This is a genomic window from Exiguobacterium sp. s189, assembly GCF_018617615.1.
Classification (GTDB): domain Bacteria; phylum Bacillota; class Bacilli; order Exiguobacteriales; family Exiguobacteriaceae; genus Exiguobacterium; species Exiguobacterium aestuarii_A.
The window spans coordinates 503,428-526,580 of the sequence record NZ_JACSKM010000001.1; the positions used below are offsets into that span (position 1 = coordinate 503,428).

Annotated in this window: 24 protein-coding genes, 8 tRNA genes, 2 rRNA genes and 1 riboswitch; of the genes, 6 read left to right on the forward strand and 28 right to left on the reverse strand. The window is 47.7% G+C overall.

Going from position 1 to position 23,153, the window contains the following annotated elements; all coding sequences use genetic code 11:
• Positions 1-39: 39 nt before the first annotated feature.
• Positions 40-1,092 carry a DUF58 domain-containing protein gene (locus KNO99_RS02610; protein ID WP_214745006.1) on the reverse strand — a complete coding sequence of 351 codons (1,053 nt, stop codon included), beginning with the start codon at positions 1,090-1,092 and terminating at the stop codon, positions 40-42.
• 2 nt (positions 1,093-1,094) lie between these two features.
• Positions 1,095-2,015 (reverse strand): AAA family ATPase, encoded by a 921-nt coding sequence (locus KNO99_RS02615; RefSeq protein ID WP_214745008.1) that lies wholly within the window; start codon positions 2,013-2,015, stop codon positions 1,095-1,097.
• A 95-nt stretch (positions 2,016-2,110) separates the two neighbouring features.
• Here KNO99_RS02615 and KNO99_RS02620 point away from each other — a divergent pair, with 95 nt between their 5' ends.
• The 3 genes from KNO99_RS02620 (at position 2,111) to thiW (ending at position 4,315) form a co-directional block, all read left to right on the forward strand.
• Positions 2,111-2,800 (forward strand): hypothetical protein, encoded by a 690-nt coding sequence (locus KNO99_RS02620; protein WP_214745010.1) that lies wholly within the window; start codon positions 2,111-2,113, stop codon positions 2,798-2,800.
• A gap of 73 nt (positions 2,801-2,873) precedes the next feature.
• Positions 2,874-3,614, forward strand: a complete 741-nt coding sequence (locus KNO99_RS02625; RefSeq protein WP_214745012.1) for a hypothetical protein — start codon at positions 2,874-2,876, stop codon at positions 3,612-3,614.
• Between the two features lie 47 nt (positions 3,615-3,661).
• Positions 3,662-3,762: riboswitch (TPP riboswitch) on the forward strand.
• Between the two features lie 67 nt (positions 3,763-3,829).
• On the forward strand, positions 3,830-4,315 hold the full coding sequence (gene thiW / locus KNO99_RS02630; RefSeq protein WP_214745014.1) for an energy coupling factor transporter S component ThiW: 486 nt from the start codon (positions 3,830-3,832) through the stop codon (positions 4,313-4,315).
• A gap of 28 nt (positions 4,316-4,343) precedes the next feature.
• Here thiW and KNO99_RS02635 read toward each other — a convergent pair whose 3' ends face one another.
• A complete protein-coding gene (locus KNO99_RS02635; protein WP_214745016.1) occupies positions 4,344-4,820 on the reverse strand; it encodes a GNAT family N-acetyltransferase in 477 nt (158 codons plus the stop codon).
• A gap of 118 nt (positions 4,821-4,938) precedes the next feature.
• Here KNO99_RS02635 and KNO99_RS02640 point away from each other — a divergent pair, with 118 nt between their 5' ends.
• From KNO99_RS02640 to KNO99_RS02650, 3 genes are all read left to right on the forward strand, one after another.
• Positions 4,939-5,361: a VOC family protein gene (locus KNO99_RS02640; RefSeq protein WP_214745028.1), complete on the forward strand. Its 423-nt coding sequence runs from the start codon at positions 4,939-4,941 to the stop codon at positions 5,359-5,361.
• Positions 5,361-5,759, forward strand: a complete 399-nt coding sequence (locus tag KNO99_RS02645) for a VOC family protein (RefSeq protein WP_214745030.1) — start codon at positions 5,361-5,363, stop codon at positions 5,757-5,759. Before KNO99_RS02640 ends, KNO99_RS02645 begins: the two co-directional genes overlap by 1 nt.
• A gap of 87 nt (positions 5,760-5,846) precedes the next feature.
• On the forward strand, positions 5,847-7,664 hold the full coding sequence (locus tag KNO99_RS02650) for an LTA synthase family protein (protein ID WP_214745032.1): 1,818 nt from the start codon (positions 5,847-5,849) through the stop codon (positions 7,662-7,664).
• A 35-nt stretch (positions 7,665-7,699) separates the two neighbouring features.
• Here the strand turns inward: KNO99_RS02650 and KNO99_RS02655 are convergent, their stop codons facing one another.
• The 25 genes from KNO99_RS02655 to KNO99_RS02775 all read right to left on the reverse strand — a co-directional run.
• Positions 7,700-8,584 (reverse strand): VOC family protein, encoded by an 885-nt coding sequence (locus tag KNO99_RS02655; RefSeq protein WP_214745034.1) that lies wholly within the window; start codon positions 8,582-8,584, stop codon positions 7,700-7,702.
• A gap of 14 nt (positions 8,585-8,598) precedes the next feature.
• A complete protein-coding gene (locus KNO99_RS02660) occupies positions 8,599-8,883 on the reverse strand; it encodes a putative quinol monooxygenase (RefSeq protein ID WP_214745036.1) in 285 nt (94 codons plus the stop codon).
• Positions 8,884-8,988: 105 nt separating this feature from the next.
• Positions 8,989-10,446 (reverse strand): methyl-accepting chemotaxis protein, encoded by a 1,458-nt coding sequence (locus KNO99_RS02665; protein WP_214745038.1) that lies wholly within the window; start codon positions 10,444-10,446, stop codon positions 8,989-8,991.
• 146 nt (positions 10,447-10,592) lie between these two features.
• The gene (locus KNO99_RS02670) at positions 10,593-11,534 is read right to left on the reverse strand and encodes an NAD(P)/FAD-dependent oxidoreductase (RefSeq protein WP_214745040.1); all 942 of its coding nucleotides are present in this window, start codon (positions 11,532-11,534) and stop codon (positions 10,593-10,595) included.
• A gap of 69 nt (positions 11,535-11,603) precedes the next feature.
• Positions 11,604-12,290, reverse strand: coding sequence for a DUF975 family protein (locus KNO99_RS02675; RefSeq protein ID WP_214745042.1), 687 nt, complete (start codon positions 12,288-12,290; stop codon positions 11,604-11,606).
• A gap of 84 nt (positions 12,291-12,374) precedes the next feature.
• Entirely contained in the window at positions 12,375-12,593 is a 219-nt protein-coding gene (locus KNO99_RS02680) for a helix-turn-helix domain-containing protein (protein ID WP_012727632.1), read from the reverse strand.
• A 10-nt stretch (positions 12,594-12,603) separates the two neighbouring features.
• Complete coding sequence (locus tag KNO99_RS02685; RefSeq protein WP_214745044.1) at positions 12,604-13,083, reverse strand: DUF2975 domain-containing protein; 480 nt, start codon at positions 13,081-13,083, stop codon at positions 12,604-12,606.
• Between the two features lie 115 nt (positions 13,084-13,198).
• Positions 13,199-13,762, reverse strand: coding sequence for a YdhK family protein (locus KNO99_RS02690; protein WP_214745046.1), 564 nt, complete (start codon positions 13,760-13,762; stop codon positions 13,199-13,201).
• A 142-nt stretch (positions 13,763-13,904) separates the two neighbouring features.
• Entirely contained in the window at positions 13,905-15,701 is a 1,797-nt protein-coding gene (glmS, locus tag KNO99_RS02695) for a glutamine--fructose-6-phosphate transaminase (isomerizing) (RefSeq protein WP_214745048.1), read from the reverse strand.
• 359 nt (positions 15,702-16,060) lie between these two features.
• Positions 16,061-17,419, reverse strand: coding sequence for a phosphoglucosamine mutase (gene glmM, locus KNO99_RS02700; RefSeq protein WP_214745050.1), 1,359 nt, complete (start codon positions 17,417-17,419; stop codon positions 16,061-16,063).
• 36 nt (positions 17,420-17,455) lie between these two features.
• Complete coding sequence (locus KNO99_RS02705; RefSeq protein WP_214745052.1) at positions 17,456-18,736, reverse strand: CdaR family protein; 1,281 nt, start codon at positions 18,734-18,736, stop codon at positions 17,456-17,458.
• A complete protein-coding gene (gene cdaA, locus KNO99_RS02710) occupies positions 18,737-19,597 on the reverse strand; it encodes a diadenylate cyclase CdaA (protein ID WP_214697362.1) in 861 nt (286 codons plus the stop codon). It lies immediately after the preceding gene.
• Positions 19,598-19,724: 127 nt separating this feature from the next.
• Positions 19,725-20,360 carry an RseA family anti-sigma factor gene (locus KNO99_RS02715; protein WP_214745054.1) on the reverse strand — a complete coding sequence of 212 codons (636 nt, stop codon included), beginning with the start codon at positions 20,358-20,360 and terminating at the stop codon, positions 19,725-19,727.
• The gene (gene sigW / locus KNO99_RS02720) at positions 20,357-20,932 is read right to left on the reverse strand and encodes an RNA polymerase sigma factor SigW (RefSeq protein ID WP_214745056.1); all 576 of its coding nucleotides are present in this window, start codon (positions 20,930-20,932) and stop codon (positions 20,357-20,359) included. Before sigW ends, KNO99_RS02715 begins: the two co-directional genes overlap by 4 nt.
• A gap of 130 nt (positions 20,933-21,062) precedes the next feature.
• Positions 21,063-21,965, reverse strand: a complete 903-nt coding sequence (rocF, locus tag KNO99_RS02725; protein WP_214745057.1) for an arginase — start codon at positions 21,963-21,965, stop codon at positions 21,063-21,065.
• A 201-nt stretch (positions 21,966-22,166) separates the two neighbouring features.
• Positions 22,167-22,242 (reverse strand) — tRNA-Ala (locus KNO99_RS02730).
• 18 nt (positions 22,243-22,260) lie between these two features.
• A tRNA-Gly gene (locus tag KNO99_RS02735) sits at positions 22,261-22,335 on the reverse strand.
• 6 nt (positions 22,336-22,341) lie between these two features.
• A tRNA-Lys gene (locus KNO99_RS02740) sits at positions 22,342-22,417 on the reverse strand.
• 5 nt (positions 22,418-22,422) lie between these two features.
• A tRNA-Tyr gene (locus KNO99_RS02745) sits at positions 22,423-22,506 on the reverse strand.
• Between the two features lie 6 nt (positions 22,507-22,512).
• Positions 22,513-22,585, reverse strand: a tRNA-Thr gene (locus KNO99_RS02750).
• A gap of 31 nt (positions 22,586-22,616) precedes the next feature.
• Positions 22,617-22,692 (reverse strand) — tRNA-Val (locus KNO99_RS02755).
• 3 nt (positions 22,693-22,695) lie between these two features.
• Positions 22,696-22,770 (reverse strand) — tRNA-Glu (locus KNO99_RS02760).
• 5 nt (positions 22,771-22,775) lie between these two features.
• A tRNA-Asn gene (locus KNO99_RS02765) sits at positions 22,776-22,850 on the reverse strand.
• A gap of 8 nt (positions 22,851-22,858) precedes the next feature.
• Positions 22,859-22,975: ribosomal RNA gene (gene rrf, locus KNO99_RS02770) — 5S ribosomal RNA — on the reverse strand.
• 94 nt (positions 22,976-23,069) lie between these two features.
• Positions 23,070-23,153 (reverse strand): 23S ribosomal RNA (locus KNO99_RS02775); the annotation flags it as partial.

Genomic DNA, 23,153 nt, shown 5'->3' on the forward strand with positions numbered 1-23,153 from the left:
CTGTATGATACAGTTCGCCAGAAGAAGGAAAGTTCCTTGTTAGTCGTACAGGTTATGCTGATTGAACCAGACGAGATGGCTTTGTTTCAAACGTTTCCGTTCAACCATTCGGACGAACGCGTCTGTCGAGATGAAGCGGTTCCCGGGATGAAGGTCGGCCAGCAACATGAGAATGATCCGTGTCCCCCGTTCCCCTTCCTGAAGGGAGATATGCTCCATCTTTCCTTCACCATTGAAGCGATTGATGAACAGCTCGACTTTACACTCCTCTTTTAAAAGTCGAGTCGTCACGTACGCGACTTGGCTGATGATCGACTCGAAGTCGTGATGCAATGTGTAGCCGGACGGCCCACTCAAATCGACTGCGAACGTGAACGTATCGAGCGATGTCTTTTGAAAGACTTTGGACTGGACCCGCCCGAGCTTTGCCGTCGCGACCCAGTCGATCTCCTTGACCGGTTCCCCTTCGTAAGGCTTCGACCCTAGAACCTGAAGTGGATTCCGTAAAGGTGATGCGGTCAAAGGACGGTCACCGAGTGCCAATCGTTTCGTGCCGACCGGAGGATGTAACGTGAGGGACGGCAACACCGTCCATCGTTTCTCAATGGGACACTCAAGCAAATACGTCCCGAGATGAAACGGGAGCGTCACAGCGAGTACACACTCTTCGATATAAGCCGGTCCCCGAAATTCGGCCTGGACACGAAGCACATGGCGGGCCTGATCCGTCCGTAACGTCATATCTAAACTATTTGGGGAGCGGTCGTGGTCTGGAAAGCTGAGCGCTGTATTGGATTTCATGCGAACACGAACGGGAAGACCGAGTCGTTCGAGGGTTTCACTTCCGTCTAGCATCACCTGCACTTCCGTTTCATCCCCGACGAACAGAAGAGACTCGTGGGTATGTATATGAAGACGAAGGGCTCGTTCCAACTGTTTCCGCGTCCGTTCGAAGAACCAGACGATGCCCGCAAGTAAACAGAGGGCATATCCGACAATCTCCATGTACGGGACGAATACGAGAATCACTCCAGCGAATCCGTAGACCGGGACCCATTGTTTCTGTAGGGCGTTATGTGTCGAGAACGTCATCGTCAACCCTCGACCGGCACAGAAACGGTGTCTAAGATGTAACGGATGATATCCTGTTTCGTTGATTTGATGCCTCCTTCAAGCGTCAACGTCAGGCGATGTGCCAATACATAAGGTGCCACGGCTTTCACATCTTCCGGAATGACATACAATCGATCGTTCAGATAGGCATAACTTTGAGACGCTCGCATGAGCGCGATGGCTCCTCGTGGACTGACACCGACCTCGACAGATTGGTGTTCTCGTGTCGCATGGACGAGCCCGAGTAAATAATCGAGGACGTCATCTTGAATCGATACTTGCTTCACTTCATCTTGTGCGCGGCGTAACTCGTCTAACGTCGCGACCGCCTCCACGGTTTTCCGTGTTTGACGCATGACTTGTAAGAGGAGCTCCCGCTCTTCCGCGACATCAGGATAACCGACTGGAATTGAAATCAAGAAGCGATCGAGCTGGGCATCCGGTAACGGGAACGTTCCGGCCGATTCGATCGGGTTTTGCGTCGCGATGACGAAGAATGGTTTTGGCATCGGATACGTCTCTCCTCCGATGGAGACTTGCCGTTCTTCCATCGCCTCGAGCAAGGCGGACTGCGTCCGTGGAACCGCTCGGTTGATTTCATCGATCAAGACGATATTCGCAAAGATCGGTCCTTGGCGATGGTCGAACGTCTGTGTCTGCATGTTGAAATAATCTGCGCCAATCACGTCAGACGGTAACAAGTCGGCCGTAAACTGAATCCGTGAAAACGCGCCGTCGAAGCTAGCTGCAATCGTCTTGGCAAGTAATGTTTTCCCCGTACCTGGAACATCTTCTAAGAGAATATGTCCTTCCGCGAGTAACGCCGTACAACAGAGACGTACGACATCCTCTTTGCCTAAATACACCTCGTTCAACTGTTTGATGACCTGTTCCATGCCCATAAAATGACCTCCATTTTTTTGTCTTACTCAAACTTTACCTTTTTATGGTAAGATAAACAACAAATAGTCTGAACATTCAAAAAGGAGGTAACTTCTTGCGCTGGACGAACAAGTTTTTTCTCATGATTGCCGCTACACTCCTCGTCACCTTTACGATGATGATGGTTGCAACGAGTGTATTCGAATGGCTCTACAACCCGGAAACGATCCCCGTCGAGGAAAATAACAGTCCCCCGACTGATCTCCTATCGGATGAGGATGGAATTTTAATCGGTGAATCCAAAGCAGATTACCCGTTTGAATTGGATCCTCGAAAAGGAAAAATAAAACCTCTTGAGAGATTTACGGGCTCTGGAGAGTCCACACGACGAAATCTCGGTTTATTGGTCGCTTTGATTGCATTCTGTTTGCTCGGTTTTTATGTCTATCGAAAACGAAAGCAACGTTTGGCGCGCGCACGAGATCATGTTGATTCAAGCATAGACCCGCTTGTCGAATCGCTACTAAACAAGAACGCTTCTTCCGTTTCGACGCTCACAGCGTTCACGAACGTCCCGATTCGCGATGCACTGATCACATTCAACCAATCTCTCGTACCAGTCAAGCGATTGCGTGCTCATGAGACACTGCAAGAGTGGTTCCAACGCATCGATTTACCGATGAACCCGTCCGTTTATCATGCGGTCCGCTACGGAACATCCTCAGGCGTGACGATTTCTGAAGAAGACACACTCCACTTTAAGAGCACACTCGATCACTACGCGACACGTCCTCACCCCGAGTGAGAATGTGCACAGGTTCTACTTTTCATTCATGAATGATAAAATGGTGGAAAATGTCAGTTAAGGGGATGAAATCATGAGACGATGGGCGATATTCGGATTAGGTGCACTTTTACTCACAGGTTGTACGGATACGGTGGCAGACAATCCGATCCCGATCGAATCAACCGATGAACCCATCACTGAATGGACGCGCGAAGACTTTAAAGACGTCTATGACCAATATGAACAAACACAACCGCTCCTCGCTGCGCTCGAACAACAAGGCATCAAACCGTTCCGCGAGACGTTTGAACGCGTCATCATTGCCGGAAACGGGCTTGAGCACACATATGCAGATATTTATCCGTTCAAACTCGATGACGGGACGTATGCCACGGTATTCGACAGTCAGAACGGGACGTTGATTAACGGTTCCGAATCGGTCGCTCCGCTGTTTTGGCAAGAGGAGTCTTTCCTTCAGTATGTCGAAGAGATAGAGAATCGAAAATTTGGAACGAGTGCCCCGCCTACCGACGTCATCCTTACGCAGGATGAATTTCAATCCGTCTATGACCGCCATGCGTACACGTCAGCCCTCCTCGTCGAACTCGATGAAGCGGGTGTCGAACTGGCACGGGAACCAATCGACGATGTGATTATCGCCGGCAATGGCGTGACCGAAGTCACTGCCGACTTGTTCGTGTTCGATGTCGAGAACGGATATGCCATCGTATATGATCAAGATGGAGAAATATTAAAAGGTCCCGAATCCATCTCACCGCTCTTTTGGAACGAGAAGGACTATGAGGACCTATTAGCCAAGAATGAGGGATAATTCCGTCCCTTCTTTCCGATTTTAGTTATGCTATACTCAAGTCAATAAACGACCACTAGGGGAGCCTTCGGGCTGAGACGGCATTTGTGCCGGACCCTTCGAACCTGATCTGGCTCATACCAGCGTAGGGAAGTGGCTTGGGATACGTCTCTGTATGTCCACGCCATTTTTCCATCTGGAAACGTGGCGTTTTTATTTTTGAAAGGAGACTATTCATGCGTATTCAACAACTCACTTGGATGGCAATGCTCGTCGCCATCGCCGTCGTAGGCTCAATGTTCATCTCGATTCCCACAGGTGTCGCCCGCGCTTATCCGATTCAACATATGGTGAACGTGATTGCCGGAGTTACCGTCGGCCCAATCGGAGCCGTTCTCGTCGCTTTCGTGACCGGACTCATTCGCGTCATGACCGGCACAGGGTCACTGCTCGCATTCCCCGGTGGCATGATTGGTGCATTTCTTGCTGGTATGTTCTTCGTTCGCACGAACCGCGTCTATGCGGCCGCTCTCGGAGAAATCATCGGGACTGGGGTTATCGCTTCGTTGATTGCCGTCCCGTACGCAAAACTGTTGATGGGTTCGACGTTCGGTGCCTTCTTCTTCATTCCAGCGTTCCTTGCTTCTAGTTTGACAGGCGCGCTTCTCGGTTGGCTCGTCTTATCACGTGTCAAACAGTTGCGACCGAGCACACTCAAATAACGTATTTTGATTTAGGAATCCGACCGACTCATGACGGTCGGTTTTTTGTGTGAAAGACCCAGATTGCTTCGCCATTCGATTCATCGATTAAGCCGCTGTCGACAAACCCGTTCTTCGCATAAAATTGTTTCGCGGCTTCATTCTCTTGATGGAGGCTCAGAATGATATCATCCACATCGTACTCTGTCTGGATAAATTCCACTGCGGTGCGTAGACACTTCGTCCCGACGCCTTTCCCCTGTTCGTGTTGATCCATCATGAAACGATCGAGCCACACATAACGTTCTGTCTGATTTTCTGCTCCGACCATCATGAAGCCAACCGGTCGCTCACCGTCATAAAATGCATAGCTCTGCCAATTATATTTCGTATCCTCGACCATCTCTTGAAGCGACTCGGCATTCGTCTCGATGAATCGGGACTGTTTCTCGTCCACTGATAGAGTAATGATTGCCTCTCGATTGAATGCATCAATCGGCTGAATCGTGATTTCATTTCCTTTCATGCTTTCACCTCATTGATTTTCTCTCTCTTTCATACGCTTTCTCCCGTAAAAAGTTTCTTCCCCCGTATCTTCAAGATCATGCATTCGCTACACTAGAAATAGAAAGGGAGGTTATCATATGTTCCGAATCGGAAGTATCTTCATTCCCGTATCAGATGTCGAACAGTCCCTACACTGGTATACCACTTATTTTGATGCCAAAGAAATTGGTCGCTGGGAAGGAGGCATCGGTTTGTGTCTACCAGACGGTTCGACTCAGCTCGGATTGATCCAAACCTCGTCACCGCAACCCACAACGTTCAAAGATGCGTCAGGACAAGCCCATGTATATTTCAACGTCATTTGTGAAGACATTCATTTCGCGTATCAATCGTTCGAACAAGCAGGGTTGATTGCGACACCGCTTCACGATTTCGGAGGCATGTCTTGCTTTGACGTAGTGGACCCGGATGGACATACGATCAGTCTTATCTCGGAAGATGTGACTTCCCCGTTCCATCGCGATCGCGTGAACAACCTACAAACGAAAGGAAAGTCTTAATGAAACAAATTCACCATATCTGTATCCAAACACCAGATTATGCCGCATCGAAGTCATTTTACGAAGCACTCGGTTTTGAACTCGTCCAAGAATCGCCAAACTTCCATACGCGTGACTTCAATAGTTGGCTCAAGCTCGGGGATTTTTATATCGAGCTCCAGACTGCTAAAACGGATGAAACGTTACAAGACTACTCGAAACATACGGCCGGTCCCGTTCATTTCGCCCTCTATGTGGATGATCTCGAAGCGGAAGTCGCACGACTCGAACAGCTAGGCGTCACGTTCTTGCCGAAGCACGGTGGCAACATCTATTTCGTCGTCGACGGTCATTTAAGTAAATTGAAAGCACCGGAAGGAACCATCATCGAACTGCGTAATACGTTTCTGATTAACTGAGGCCCTGTGCCTCTTTTTTGTTGGACACATCTTCACGTTTCCCTCACTCGTCTCATCGGGAATGGGTATGAAAAGGATGTGTTGTTCATGATCAAATATCTCGATTATTGGAGCTACTTGTCACTCTCCCTGGCAAAGCTCTTCTTTTTTAGCTGGTTGACCGCGACGGCGTTCGACTTCTCGTTTTTCCTCATCAATTTGGCGACGATTCTGCTCCTGACGAGCTGGGCACTTGCCGTGTCTTACCCGATTCGCCGATGGATTTTATACGTTTCTCTGTTCCTGCATAGTACCCTACTCGTCTCGGACATCTGGTACTATCGCTATTTTGAAGACTTATTATCTGTCGCCTTACTGTCTGATATCGGACAGATGGGAGATGTCGGGGGTGGCTTCTTGACGCTCATCCGCCCGATTGATGCGTTCTTCTTCATCGACCTCATTATTTACGGTTTAATTTTACGTTACATCAAACGGCATCCTGTCCGTGAAGCGAAGCGGAACGGAAGACGATTGGCGCTCGCCGGCTTCACTCTCGGATTTCTTCTCTTCACGATTCCGCTCACCCTCAGTTATCAGCGCGGGGAAAAATGGATTGCAGACGACCCGATCTCGAATATGCGTGAATATTATCATCTCGGTTTTTGGGGCTATCACGCGATGGATGTCGCCCGAGGCGTCGAACGTGCCATGGGATGGAACGAAGCCCTGACAGACGAAGAGCGTTCTCAAATCCAAGCACTCTCTTATCAAGAATTAAGTGCCTCGAGTCCGGATACGAACGTCATCGTCCTACAACTCGAATCGTTCCAAACATCTGTCATCGACCAACAGATCAACGGACAGGAATTGACACCGAACTTAAATCGATTGCGCCGTGACATGCTCTATTTCCCAAACGTGTATCATCAGACGCATGAAGGGCGGACGTCCGATGCGGAGTTCATCGTGAACACATCACTCTATCCTGTCAAATCTGGTTCGGTGTACACACGTTTCCCGGGAAATCAATTTAGTGCACTCTCACAGTACTTGAACGAGGCGGGCTACGATACGGCAGCCATGCACTCCTTCCGTAAAGACTTTTGGAATCGGGATGATTTTTATGACAACATCGGGTTCAATCATTTCTTTAGCGACAAAGACTACCCCGACCAAGGCATCATCGGGATGGCACTCAACGACCAGGAATTCTTGAATACGTCCGTCGGATTCATGGAAGAGTTGAACGAACCGTTCTATGCGTTTTTAGTCGCATTGACGAGCCATACGCCGTACGACATTCCGGAGGACGAAAAACGATTGGACCTGTCGGAAATTGAGGACCCCCTTCTCGAAAACTATTACCATACCGTTCATTTCGTCGATGCGGCGGTCGGTCAGTTCATCGAACGATTGAAACAAGATGGGTTGTGGGATGAGACGCTTCTCGTCATGTATGGTGACCATGATAGCGGTCTGACGGCACCTGGAGAAGAAATGGCTACCATCGAAGAAGTGGACTCAACAGTTGAAGCGTTTCAACTCGACCGTGCTGTCCCACTCTTCATCAAACCACCTGGATTGACGACAGGGGAAGTCATGGAGGCGAGTGGCGGTCAAATCGATATCGCACCGACGATTCTCGACTTACTTGGGATCTCTCCGGCATATATGCTTGGCGACTCTCTCTTGAATGATACGCCGAATTTGACCGTCTTTCGGACGGGCGCTTTCCGATATGAAGACCATTACTATGAACCAGACTTGACCGAACGTTCTGGTAACGGCACATGCTATTCCGTCGAGACGGAAGAACCGGTCGCGTTTGATCGATGCGCCCCTTACATTGACCGTGCGGCCAGTCAGCTCCGTCTCTCGGATACCATCATCGAGAAGGATGCCCTCTCACAAATGAGTCCATGAAAAACCTCCCGAGCTATTTGTCTCGGGAGGTTTGTTTAATAGGCTTGACGCAATGTCGCGATATCGATTTTTTTCATGGGCAGACACGCCTGTACGACTTGTTCAATCTTCTCTTGCGAACCGACCGTCATCATCTCTTCCATTTCCCAAGGAATGATTTGCCACGAGACGCCGTAGCGATCTTTCAGCCACCCACACTCCTCTGCTTCCGGTACAGCCGATAGCTGCTCCCAGTACGTATCGACTTCGTCCTGTGTTTCACAAAAAGCGATGAGCGACTGTGTTTCGTTAAATGAAAACATATGATTTTCATTACTGTCCATCACGACAAATTCTCGACCGGATAAGACGAAGCGAGCATAGTTGATTTTCCCGTCGAGCTCGTCGCCATCTTCTTCCGTGTATCGTACCGTATGTCCGTCCAGTACATACGAATCTTTGAAAATGGAAATCCAATCGTTCATCGCCGCCTCGGCGCGACCGAATGCATCCTGGACAAACAAGAGGCATGGCGTCACGAGCTGAATGTCCATCCCCCCATCATGCATGATTTGCCAAGAAACTCCGTAGCGGTCCTTCAACCACCCATAACGCTGGCTGAAGTCGTACGTATCTAATGGAATCAAAATATCTGCCCCGTCAGATAATCGTTCCCATAGCGCATTGATTTCTTCAGTTGTCGGGAGCGATACCATATAGGAAATAGACGGATTTCGTTCTTTCGTCGTGCCTCCCCCGAGTAACTGAAAGAACTGTCCAGCGAGCGATAACGTCACAATCGTCGTCTCGCCTGCTGGCGAGCTTGAAAATGTCGTCGTATAGTCGACAAACGAATCTGGAAAGATGGAGACATACCACTCGGCGATTTCCTCGACGTTCTCCTCAAACCAAATACATGGAATCACGGGTTGCGTAATCATGAAAAAGTCTCCTTTCAGACTTCATGCAAACGATAGACATCACGCACGGCGAGAAGATCCCCGGCTTCGTCACGATATGCCTGATAATGCGATGAATGGATGTGGTGATCGAGCGCATCTTCGTCTTGATACTTTTCATAGAAGACAAACGTACCCGGTTCATCAATCGCCTCATGGAGAACGTATGCGAGACACCCTTCTTCTGCACGCGACGGCGGAATCACACGGTGTAGCGCATCACGTAACGCCTCTTCTTTTCCGGGATGAGCTTTCAAAATTGCGGTAATGACGATTTCCATATCATATTCCTCCTTTGATGTAATCACATTGTATACGTTTCCCGAAATTGTATTAGAGTAGGCATGAAAAAAGATACGTTGTACTGTTCCAACGTATCTTTCAAATTATACTAATTCATTCGCAACTTCATTCAATTCTTGAATCTGGCTCTTTAAAGATTGGAGTGCATCTTGTTGCGATGTTGTCCACGTATGAACATCTTGACTGCTAATTTCAAGTGATTGCATCAACACTGACATTTGTGAAACGACTTGGTGAACTTTGTTTAGCTCAAGAGCTGTCACTTGAAGTTGATTTGAAGTCTCATCTACTTGTGTTTCCACCGTACCGGTCGTCTGAATCATCGAAAGAATAGACGCCCCACTCTTACGAACTTGCACTTCTTGCGTAGATAATCGATTCGTGCTTTCATCAATCGCTCGTTCGGTTACTTGTACTTCATTCATGACGAGTTGGATGATTTCATTAATCTTTGATGAAGCTTCTGCCGTCTGTGCAGATAAGTTTCGAATTTCTGATGCGACTACCGCAAATCCTTTCCCATGTTCGCCTGCACGTGCTGCTTCAATAGAAGCATTCAATGAAAGGAGATTCGTCTGAGAAGAAATTTGTTGGATTGTATCTGTAATCGTACGTACCTCTTGAAATCGTTCGCTCAATCCTTTAAAAGCATAAATAACTTCACCGATACTGACATTCAACTCAGCAAGTGAACGTTCGGTTGAATTCATATTCTCATGTGAAAGATGAGCTTCCTGACGAACCTCACCCACTTCCATCATCGTTCGCTTTAATTGCTCTTGCATTCGTTCGAATGCATGTACCGTCGACTCAATTTGTGTGGAAACATGATGAATATGTTGGCTTTGCTCCATTGTTTGACGTGTCATCGTTTCTGATTTCGTGGCAACTTCTGAAGCCTGTTCCGCCACAACATCAACAGCATCCACCATCGTAAAGACTGCTCCGTGAAGCGTTGTTGCGCTCGCCGTTGTTTTTGCCATTGTCAGTTCGATTGCTCCTGCATGCTGTTCCGCTTGCTGTCTTTGTTCCATGGTTTCGCGTAATAATTTCGAACCGAAATGTGTAACAAAATAAGCAGCAGACAACGACATAGTCAGAATAGTAAACCAACTGATCAAATCGAGTGTCGTTTCAAATGAAAATCGACCTAGCACAAGCGCTGACGCAGAAATTCCTACAGAGAGGAGACTTCCATAAAGTGCAACATATCGATTGAGATACATGAGCATCAACACGACATATAAAAAGACGATATCTTGCATCGCTTCTCCTGGTAACGTCATCATAATCGCAGTTGCTGCTAAATACATCAATGTAACTAGCCCATACTTTAACCACGGTTTCTCCACAAAGAACCGGTATCCAGCCCAAGCTGTCAGCTGAAGGACTATTCCTACAATCAAAAAATTCAATGTATTCTGTCTAGGCAACTCACCCATCCAAAATAACATTCCCATGATTGGATATGAAACAGCAAACAAGACAAGAATGATGCGAGATACTAAATAAGAGCTCATTTTTTCAAATTGATTGACCATTTTCACTTCCTACTTTCTTAAGAAATAACTGACACTCTTTATTTCGGCAGAGAATTGAAGAGTATGAAGTAAATTACTAGTCATCCATCGAATTATTTTTTTTAAGAGCTTTAAATAAAGCAGTAAAAAAACCTTCCGTAGAAGGTTTAAACGATTGCTTCTGCCACACGTAATCCAGACAGATAGGCACTTTCGAATCGCGTTCGTCCGGATGGATCATCCGCTTCAAGAAAAATATCGCCAGCTAAATAGACGGGATAATGACTTACCCGATAAAACGGTTCATGCCACACGTCTTTCGCTTGCGCATAGCGCCACCGTTTCAATTGCCGTGACGCAATGTCGATTTCGCCGATTTCCTTCCGCATTAACCGTTCAATCTCTGCAAGTATCTCCTCTTCCGGTCGCTCATACCACTCCTCACTCCACGCTTCTTCCATATAGACGCTGATGAGCGAGGTCGCAGTAATTCCTTTTTGCTGATTATTGATCACTTTTAACAAACCTGGTGTCAGGTCGTGATCGAGAATTCCATCTGCCCCAATCTGTACATCACCCGTACATTCGAAAAGACCGACGAACGTCGGCGCATACACGAGACGTCGCAAGGAAGGTTTGACCTGATCAACCAAACTCCCGAGTAATTCGAACGATTGCGGAAGCGGTGCCGTCATCACGATTCGGTCGTATGAACGTCTCGTCACATCTGTCTTCACGCTGATGGTACCATCCTCTTCTATGTGAACGTGCTCCACATGTTCATTCAAGTGTACCGTCAATCCCTCAGCAAGATGCTTGGCGAGTCCATTCATACCATCCGTCCCCACGTATCGCGGATAAGGGTCCGCATACCAGACACGCACCCAGTTCGCACTCATCCACGACTGTACCTCGCGTTTGAGCTCTTCTCCACGTACGGTGAAATAGACGGCCCCGTGATCCGCTTGTCCGTCACCGATTCGGCGAGTCGCCAAACGCCCCCCGACGCTTTGGCTCTTTTCAATCAATTCAATCGTATGACCTCGACGTGCGAGTTCACGCGCTGCGATGATTCCGCTTATACCAGCCCCAATGATTCCAATCTTCATTCAGCATGTCCCCTTTCCTTCATGAAGATTGTAGCATGCTCTTTCCTTTCAACCTCTATTTGATATGCTTCAAGCTGGTTTGTTCCATTGTTCGTCGTACGCCCGACGTGAGTCTTCATACATGACAGCAAAACGTGCAACTACCAACGGACGAACAAGTGAAGTTGCAACCAATAGAGACCAGGATGACAGAATCGGTAATTTGAAAACAATACTTAACGTGAGACCCGTCAGAAAGACCGGAATCATTGGCAAGATTAATTTAAATGCTTCCCATTTCTGTCCACGCATCATCCCACGAGATTTTGTAATCGCTTCTATAGGGGACAAATGAGGCTCATCTCGCAATATAAAGAAAGTGAATGCATAAGAAAAATACTTTATGATTCCTGGAACGATTAGAAGCAGTCCCCATAATAGTTGGAAAAGAACCGTGAGTAGGAACGTGGCCAAATTTAAGCGGTAGCCCTTTCGGAACGGTTTAAATACATTTTGAAAGTGCAATTCCTTATTTCGCACCGCATCTAAAATGACCCAACTGTATCCGATATACATTGGCAAAGACATCACATACAGGATGAGTCCAATCACACTAATCGTCATAAGAATAGTAGAACTGTGTTGGATTCCGTAATACGTTGGATCTATCATAAGCCACAATTCCACTAAAATCGCCATTGCAAAAGACCAACCGATAAGTTTTCCGATTTTTCCTTTTAAGGCTTCATGAGTCCGTTCTGTCCATGTTTGAACCATTTTCTAGTCTCCCCCTGAATGATTTATCTTATATACGCCATATCGTTCAAATACGTTTCATGTTCACACAAAAAAAGCAGAGATTCACTCTGCTCGTTCGTCCGCTCGATATTCTAGTATGTCCCCCGGTTGACAGTCGAGCGCTTCACAAATCGCTTCGAGCGTCGAAAAACGAATCGCTTTCGCTTTTCCATTCTTTAAAATCGACAAGTTCGCCATCGTGATCCCGACCCGTTCCGACAGCTCTGTCACACTCATTTTCCGCTTCGCCAACATCACATCTAGATTCACAATCATCGCCATTTTTCTCACCTCAGACCGTCAAATCGATTTCTTGTTTCATGTCGATGGCTCGCTTCAACAATTTCTGTAACAACTCAGCAAAGACGGCAATGACAAATGCAGCAAACACGAAGACGAACCCGAGGACTAAGAAACCTGGGGAATCATCACGCTCGGCAAACCAATAGAAGAACGGAAGCAACGCTGTATAGATGACCGTGATGGTCAGTGCGCAATACTTGATCACTCGAAGTACTTTCACCGCTCCATAGGAGAACGCCTCATTCCGGTCAATTAATCCTAGCAAGGTAAACGTCTGGAACAGAGCTATGAAATATGGGACTGCTGCCACATACATCCCCACGACAATCGGACGCATCGAATTCGCAATCCATCCCCCGCTCTCAGTTGCGTCTCGCCAAAGAAACGGAAGTAAAAAGATACAGGCCGCAAGAATCGGAAGGGCTAAGACAATCACCGATAGTTTCAAAAAGACGGTTTCTCGTTTCACCTGTCATACACCTCACTCGTTTTGTTTCCTTTATCATACGCCCTTATTTATCGTTTATCAATAAATATTTATCGAAAAAAATAGACCTCAAGCATTTTCTTGAGGTCTTCTTTCCTTACTTCATCGCTTCTAGTTCACTTTCGGTCACCCATTTATGGTTTGTGACCTCTTCTCCATCTTCCGTCGTGTAATCCACCATATAAACCGTTGTCTCTTCAGCCATATCAATTGTCGCTTCCGCTCCGTTCATGCCCTCCATGTGATCGGCGGCCAAAACGACTTGTTCACCTTCTGCTAATGGCGCGTCATCCACGTTCTCGAGTTCCTCATGAATCACCCATTTATGATTCTCTACGGGATCACCGCCTGTCGTCGGTGTATAACTGACTGCGTATACAGTCGTATCATACGCACCGACAATCGTGGCTTCGACACCTTCCATCCCCGGCATATGATCCGCTGTCATCATCGCTGTCGACCCGACCGGATATGTCGGATCATTCGCTTCCATCAGTCCGTCCGGTATCTCTCCAGACCCTGAGTGGTCCATTGCCGAATGATCCATGCTTTGTTCTTCTGACATCTCCATCGATGTATCGTCTGCCGTATCCCCACATGCGGCTAACGATGTAGCGAGCACGATGACACCTAAGCCCGTCATCCATTTCTTCTGTTTCATCGAATCTCTCCTTTTATTCATACTCACGTTGAGTGTACCCGTCCCTAAGAATCAACAGACGTTTTTGAGAGCATTTCGATGATTTGTTAACTGACTGCAACAAAAAAGGCCAAAATCCCGAAAGATTCTGGCCTTTGATTCATTATTCAACTGTTACAGACTTCGCCAAGTTACGTGGCTTGTCGACATCACAGTCGCGGGCGAGTGCCGCATAGTACGAGATGAGTTGAAGTGGAAGAACCGTCACGAGTGGCGTGAGAAGTGGTTCAACACGTGGAAGAACGAATGCATCGTTTTCATGCTCCATGCCTTCCATTGAAATCGTACAAGCTACTGCACCACGCGCCACAACTTCTTTGATGTTTCCACGAATGTTGAGGTGTGTGTTCGGTTGAGACACAAGCGTGATGACTGGTGTCCCATCTTCAATCAACGCGATCGGTCCGTGTTTGAGTTCCCCACCTGGGTATCCTTCTGCTTGGATGTATGAGATCTCTTTGAGCTTCAATGCACCTTCAAGACCTACATATGAATCCAATCCACGTCCGAGGAAGAATGCGTTGCGTGATTCTTTCAAGAACTTATCAGCAAGCTCTTCAAAGATTTCTTTTTGTGCCATAATCGAGTCCATCGTTGTCGCAACGAGTGCGAGCTCTTGCATCAAATCAAACGGAAGTTTCTTCCCGTTCGCACGAGCGATGTCGTACGCGAGAATCGCGAGGACGGCGATCTGTGCCGTGTACGCTTTCGTCGAGGCGACCGCGATCTCTGGTCCTGCGTGGAGGAGCATCGTCTCGTTCGCTTCACGCGAGAGCGTCGATCCCGCTACGTTTGTTAACGTGAGCGCTTTATGGCCAAGCTTTTTCACTTCGACGAGAACGGCACGGCTGTCCGCTGTCTCACCTGATTGTGAGATGAAGAGGAAGAGTGGCTTCTCTGTCAAAAGTGGCATGTTGTAACCGAACTCTGACGCAACGTGTACTTCAGTCGGTACACCTGCAACGCGTTCAATCAATTGTTTCCCAACAAGACCGGCGTGGTAACTTGTACCACACGCGACGATATAGACGCGGTCCGCTTCCGAGACGAGCTCACGCACGCCGTCCGTGAGTTCGATGTCGCCGTTCTCGTTCTGGTAGTGCTGGATGATGTTGCGGATGACGGCCGGCTGTTCGTCCATCTCCTTCAACATGTAGTGCGCGTATGTGCCCTTCTCGATGTCTGACGCATCGATCTCGGCCGTGTACGGCGAACGTTCGAGCACTTCGCCGTCAAGCGTCTTGATCGTCGCCGACTCACGTGTGAGGATGACGATCTCGCCGTCGTGGAGCTCGAGGTACTGGTCCGTCACCTGGAGCATCGCCATTGCGTCCGATGCGACGACGTTGAACGTGCCGTCACCGAGTCCGACGAGGAGCGGTGACTTGTTCTTTCCGATATAGAGGCGCTCTTTGTCCTCTGAGTCGATCATCGCGATCGCGTATGATCCGTGGAGGTCCGAGAGCGTCTTGCGGAACGCCGCCTCGACGTCACCGAGCTCGACGAAGTGCTTCTCCATGAGCTGGACGATGACTTCCGTGTCCGTCTCTGAAAGGAACGGGACGTCAAGCGTCTTCTTGATGATTTCGTCGTTCTCGATTACGCCGTTATGCACGAGCGTGAAGCGTCCTGTCGTACTTTGGTGCGGGTGGGCGTTCGGTACACTCGGTACCCCGTGTGTCGCCCAACGTGTGTGGCCGATTCCAATCGTGCCGTCTACTTCTGCTGGGATGATTTCGCGTAGCGCAGCGATGCGACCGACTTCTTTGTGAACGTTGACATTTTCATGCATCAACGCAAGACCTGCCGAGTCATAACCACGGTACTCGAGTTTTTCAAGACCTTTGAGAAGGACTTCCTTCGCTCCGGCATTCCCAATCATTCCTACAATTCCACACATAAACAAATCTCCTCTATTCTTCGATTTCTCGAAAAAGGAAACGGGCTTTTTCTAAGAGCTGTCAACACACACTTCTTTGTCCGTCCGGTCACCCGGGCGTTTTAAAAGCGTGCTTTTCGTCGTGACAGGCGACGAGGAGGCACCCGCCGAAATCTCGATAACCTCCAACCTCGTCAACTCCGCAGAGTTCTGGCGCTTGTTCGTACTCTTGTGTCCTTCCGTTTCCAAGGTCACGCTCTTAATAGTACAAATCACACCCCCATTCGTCAAGAAGAACCATTGTTTTCTCGATGACAAAACGGAAACAAAAAGGGAATCCAACGTTGGATTCCCTTGTGTTATTCCCGGTTTCTGAAAAATTATCCTTCTACGCCGTAATCTTCACGCACGACTTGCGCGATTTTTTCAACGTAGAGATCGCACTCTTCCGCTGTCGGGGCTTCTGCCATGACACGAACGAGTGGCTCTGTTCCAGATGCACGGACGAGAATACGACCGTTCCCAGCCATTTCCGCTTCTGCTTCTTGAATCGTCGCGAGGACACGCTCTCCGTTCATCGCATCATTTTTATTCGTCACACGGATGTTGACGAGCTTTTGCGGATACACCGGCATCTCAGCTGCCAACTCAGAAAGTTTACGGCCTGTCGACTTAACGATTTCCGCCAATTGGACGCCTGATAACATCCCATCACCCGTTGTCGAGTGATCGAGGAAAATCAAGTGACCCGACTGTTCGCCACCGAGTGTGTATTGATGTTTCTTCATTTCTTCTACAACGTAACGGTCTCCAACTGCTGTTTGAAGCGCCGTCATGCCCGCTTCTTCTACAGCTTTATGGAAGCCAAGGTTACTCATAACCGTCGCGACAATCGTATTGTCTTTCAAACGACCTTTTTCACTCAAGTATTTCCCGCAGATGTACATGATTTTGTCTCCATCCACGATATCACCGTTCTCATCAATCGCAATTAAACGGTCTCCATCACCATCAAAGGCAAGACCCATATCCGCTCCTTTTTCACGAACGAACTCAGCCAAGTGCTCAGGGTGTGTCGAGCCGACACCTTCGTTGATGTTCAACCCGTTTGGCGAGTTTCCGATTGTCGACACGTTCGCCTCAAGGTCAGCGAAGAGACGCGCTGCAAGACCGCTCGTCGCACCATGTGCGCAATCCAATGCGATATGAAGACCATCAAAGTCCTCTTCTACAGTCTGTTTCAACATTTGAAGATACTTTTGTGCACCTTCATAATAATCTGAAACGAAACCGAGGTCTTTTCCAGTCGGACGTGGGAGTGTATCTTCTGCAGCGTTCAAAATGTCTTCGATTTCTTGCTCGGTTGCGTCATCTAATTTGAAACCATCGCTACCGAAGAATTTGATGCCGTTGTCTGCCACGGGGTTATGCGATGCCGAGATCATGACTCCCGCTGTCGCATCTAATGACTTCGTCAAGTAAGCGACCCCAGGTGTCGAGATGACACCGAGACGCATGACTTCTGCACCGATTGAAAGAAGACCCGCAATCAATGCACCCTCTAACATATGTCCTGAGATTCGTGTGTCACGACCAATCAAGACTTTTGGCTGTTCGCCTTCTGGCAAATGTTTCGAGAGCACGTAGCCACCCGCACGACCTAAACGATATGCTAATTCCGCAGTCAACTCAGAGTTCGCAACACCGCGAACTCCATCTGTTCCAAAATATTTACCCATAAGATTAAATCCTCACTTTTGTATGATTGAACATCTTTATTGAATGGAAGATGTTTCTGTTTCTTCATCGACGCTTGTCAATTGAACATCGATTGTTTTCGGTGAAATGACAGTCACGCCTTTTGGTACTTCATAATCTACATCTACCGCGTGTGTCCCACTCGGTAAACCTGTTAAATCTAAGGTTACATTGACACTGTTCGAGGAGATGCTCTCTAGAAGGGATCGTTTCCCTGACAGTGTCACACTGACGACTTCTTGCGTTTGAACCGTGTAATTTGTCCGGTCATATCCACGAACATTGACAGGAACCGTCAATCGAATTCGTTCCGTCAATTCACCCGTGTCATCTTTCGACTCGTCGTTCGGACGAATCAACACTTGGACTTCGACTTCTTTTTTACCGAGAGATGTCGCTCCTTCTGGAAGGCGAAGCGTAGCATTTAACTTTTCAGACTTCGTTAAGTCATCCAGCTCAATAGGTTCCGTTTCGATTGTTTCGAGTGCGTCGAGCACATCTTTTGGTGCAAAGACACGGACTTCCGTTTCACCTAACAACGTATCGACTAGTCGGAAGTCATCCGCCACATCTCCGCTCGTAACGACCTCAATTGGAATCATCGCACTTTCATCATAAATCGGTACGGTGACATTGATAATATTCGGGTCGACCGACACGTTTAATGGGTTCCCATTCGCATCTAAAATAGTCGGGGGAATTTCTCGTGTAAACGTCTGACTCTGATTCGCAACGTCTACATTCAATGTGATCTCTTTGACGTTTTGAATCCGACTTGCGCCTCCCGTGACTTTCACAGTAGACGGTTCGATTTCGACATCACCCGCTACTTTCCCGTCCGGTAACTGATCTTTGTTTAATAAGTTGACAGATACCGGCACTTCAATCGTTTGCTTCCGGTCAATATAGATTTCGACAGTCTCTCGGTCTAACTTGACGTTGACGTCGCCACCGAATCCTCGTGCCTCGACCGGAACACGGTGAAAGCCCGTCCCGAGGTTCGTCAAGTCGACGAATACCTGATAATCTTTCACCAATTTGGTCATCGTTAAACTACTAGAAGGACCTTGAAGCTCAACGCCCATCTCTTCCGGTACATTATATGCGACATACTGCACCTCATCAAAAAACACTTCGACCGGCACATCGAGCGTCATGGAACTCTGTCCGACGATCGGCAGCGCACTCGACGCATTGTTCGAAGAGCTGGTCTCAGCGACCATTAAGTATAAAAGGACGGCTAAAGCAAGTGCGATGAAGCGGAGAAACCATTTATGTTGTAACCACTGATCAATCACTTACTTATCCCCTCCTTTTTTACCGAAGAACGAGAGGGTCGCCTCTTTTTCTTCGATGACGAGTTCTTGAATTAATTTGTTGCGCAGCGCTTCTTCATCCAATTCGCGATATAGACGTCCTGCAATCGCAAGGGAGACCGCTCCTGTTTCTTCTGAGACGGTAAGGGTGACACTGTCTGTCACTTCACTGACGCCAATGGCTGCACGGTGACGCGTCCCGAGCGCTTTATCGATATGTGGGCTTTCAGAGAGCGGTAAATAACAAGCTGCCGCTGCAATTTTCCCGTCTTGAATAATCATCGCCCCATCATGAAGCGGCGTGTTTGGAATGAATAAGTTAATAATCAACTGTGACGTAATATGTGAGTCCATCCGAATGCCTGTCTCGACATATTCATTGAGTCCCGTATCGCGTTCGATGGCAATCAATGCACCGATTCGCCGTTTGGACATATACTGCGCAGAACTGACGATGGCTTCAATCATTTGTCGTTGTTGCTCTTCGTCACTTGTTCCCGTACGTCCAAATAAATTGCTCGTTCGTCCGAGATGTTCAAGACCACGTCTCAACTCAGGTTGAAAGATGATGATGATTCCAAGAAGACCATACGTAATCACCTGATTTAGCAAGAACTGGAGCGTCTTCAATCCGAAGAAACCGCTCAAGAACCAACTGACCAGGATGATCGAGATCCCTTTGATTAACTGAACTGCTTTTGTCCCACGTACAATCATCATTAACTTATAAATCACGTACGTGACGACGACGATATCTAAAACATCATTCAAATAATCGTACCAATGTACGTTTTCTGAAAGATTTAAAAATGAGAAAAATGATACTTGTTCAAGTAGCGGCAAATGCTCCCCTCCTTCACTACCTAGCTAAATCGTGCAATTTCCATTATATCATCAATTCTGTATATTCGCATTGCGTCACATCAAAACGAAACCAGATTGAAACGAAAAAAAGACGCCAGAAGCGTCTTTAGAAAAGTTGTTTCATCGAGTACCAAATCCACTCGAACATTTGGTCAATTTGTTCAAGCTCACCTGTCACTTGACCGGCACTGGCTAAATACGCACGACCATTCACAGCGGTCGCGTCACCTTTGACCGTTCCTTCGATTCGTAAATCGCCACCTTGAACGGTGATATCCTTCTCGACCGTCACACCGGCTGGCACAATGACTTCGTTCTCTGACACGACAACACCGGGTACTTTTGTATAGGTCATCGTCTCAGATGCACTGTTCCAGAGTCCAAGTGTCGCGCTAGACATCAGACTAAAGAACAGGACCGCCGCAATTAAAGCCGGGTGTCGTTGGAGCCAAGCGATTTGCTTCGAGTGAGGTTTTCGTTCTTTGCGAATCGGTTTTGATAATGGAATGACCGTATCTGGTGCTTTTTGTACAGGTGCTTCAGGCAAAGCGGCCATCACACGTGCAGTAAAATCGGCTGATAACTTTGGACGAGGCAATGCTTTCAGTTCTGCGTCGATTCGTTCATATTGTAGATACGACTCATATAATTCGTCGTCTTCTAGCAATTGACGCAATTCGTCAGATTCTTCGGGCAAAACGCCATCTTCCAAATATTGTTGTACTTTTTCTTCAGGAGTCAATTGAACCCCTCCCTATTTTGAAAGATTGTTTTTAACATTTCTCTTCCCCGGAAGATCCTTGTTTTAACCGTTGCGACCGGCATGTCGATCATCACGCTGATTTCTTTTAATGACAAATCATCCACATACTTTAGGAGTAAAGGAATACGATACTTTTCAGGGAGTTGCTTGATTGCTTCATGCATCTCACTTCGAATTTCGCGATGAACCACTTGGGCATCGGGTTGGGGTGCTTCATCAGCTAAGTGGTCTTGATAGGTCAAACCGTCTGTACCCGCAATTTCGGCATCCATCGAATACTCTGGCTTCCGTTTCCTCAATCGATCGATGGCAACGTTCGTTGTGATTCGATAGAGCCATGTTTTGAACTTATATTGTGCGTCATACGTATCGATTCGTGTATACGCACGAATGAACGCTTCCTGGGCAGCGTCTTCCGCTTCGCCACGATCATACAAAATTTTATAGGCGATTGCAAAGACGCCATCCTTGTATAGTTCTACCAGTTCGGCAAACGAATCGTGATTCCCCGCCCTCAATTCATCTACCAAACGGGTGGTCAGCCGTTCCATCAATCCACTTCCCCTCTCCGCTACACATGCGGTCATTTCTATATACGTCTCATGATTCAAATGGTTTCATTTAAAATAAAAAAAGTTTCCACCCCCATTGTAGCAAACGGGTTTGGAAACTGTAAGGAAATCAGACTGTCTCACCTTCCAATAACAGGTTTTCTTTTGATTTTATAATCGTTTCACACAGACGATACGCTAAATTTGCCGTCATATCTTCTCGGTCTAACACTGGATTCAATTCAACAAGTTCGACAGCAATTAAATCATCTGCTTTCATAGCTTCTGTTAAAATCGCCTTGGCTTCGATTTCTGTCAGACCACCATCAACCGGTGTCCCCGTGCCAGGTACAAGTGATGCATCTAAACTATCCATATCAAAGCTGATGTAGAAACGATTGACGCGTTCACGTAGATAATTCAATGCTTCTTGCATGATGACATCGACACCACGCGTTCGCACTTCTTCTACAGTAATGACTTTGATGCCAAGTCGATTAATCTCGTTCATTTCCCCTTCATCGATATCACGAAGTGCGATGTATACTAAATGCTCCGGTGATAACTTCGGCTCACGTCCGCCCACCTCTGTCAGACGAACGTCACCCATGCCCATCGCAGCCGCAAGTGGCATTCCATGAATGTTACCAGATGGTGAAGTTTCTCCTGTATTCAAGTCAGCATGAGCATCTACCCAGATGACACCGTATGGTCCTGTTTGAGCCAACCCAGCGAGTGTACCGATTGCCATACTATGATCGCCCCCAACGATCAATGGGAATCGATTCTCTGTAATCTCACGATGCACAACTTCCGCTAATTCGGTGACTGTGTGTAGGACACCATCGACTCGCTTCAAGTGTTCCTCATTTTCACGAATTTCAGATTCCGGTAACACGCGAATCGTATGTTTGACCGTTTCCGATGGCAAGAGTGTCTCTATCCCTAATTCGTTTAATTTTGCTGGTCCTTGGTCAACCCCGAGTTTCCCTTGACCGTATCGCAGCGGTACATGAATATATGACCATTGCATTGCAATTCCCCCTTTGAACGCTTGATAACTAAATTGTAAACGCTATCATTCGTTTGGTTCAACTCGGCATTACAATGAATAAACATACAAAAAGGCAACCTGAATGGTGGCAGGCTGCCTTTCTCTGTACTCTCATTTGAATGGTTCATGGTTTTAGGCAAAAAAAAACTTAAGTCATCACTAACTTAAGAAACAAACATATGGTGGAGCCTAGCGGGATCGAACCGCTGACCTCCTGCGTGCAAGGCAGGCGCTCTCCCAGCTGAGCTAAGGCCCCGAAACAGGGATAAGAATATGGAGCGGAAGACGGGATTCGAACCCGCGACCCCGACCTTGGCAAGGTCGTATTCTACCACTGAACTACTTCCGCAAAAAATGGTGAGCCATGCAGGGCTCGAACCTGCGACCCTCTGATTAAAAGTCAGATGCTCTACCAACTGAGCTAATGGCTCAAACCTGGTGGGGGGGGGCGGATTCGAACCGCCGAACCCGAAGGAGCGGATTTACAGTCCGCCGCGTTTAGCCACTTCGCTACCCCCCCGAGGAGTGCCGGCGAAAGGATTCGAACCCTCGACCCTCTGATTACAAGTCAGATGCTCTACCAACTGAGCTACACCGGCATATATATAGGTTTGATGTAATACATAAAAATGGTGGAGGATGACGGGATCGAACCGCCGACCCCCTGCTTGTAAGGCAGGTGCTCTCCCAGCTGAGCTAATCCTCCATATGGTGACCCGTACGGGATTCGAACCCGTGTTACCGCCGTGAAAGGGCGGTGTCTTAACCGCTTGACCAACGGGCCTAAATTGGCTCCGCAAGTAGGATTTGAACCTACGACCTACCGGTTAACAGCCGGTTGCTCTACCACTGAGCTATTGCGGAACGATCTTGCCTGGCAACGTCCTATCCTCACAGGGGGAGATCCCCCAACTACTTTCGGCGCTGAGACGCTTAACTTCTGTGTTCGGCATGGGAACAGGTGTGGCCGTCTCGCTATCGCCACCAGACAAAATGAATATTAACACCACGTCATACGCATGTCAATAATGTTTAGGGTTTATTCCCTGAAAACTGAGGATTCATCAACACAAACCGTTAGACTAGATCAAAGCCTCGACCGATTAGTATCATTCAGCTCCACGTGTCACCACGCTTCCACCCATGACCTATCTACCTCATCGTCTC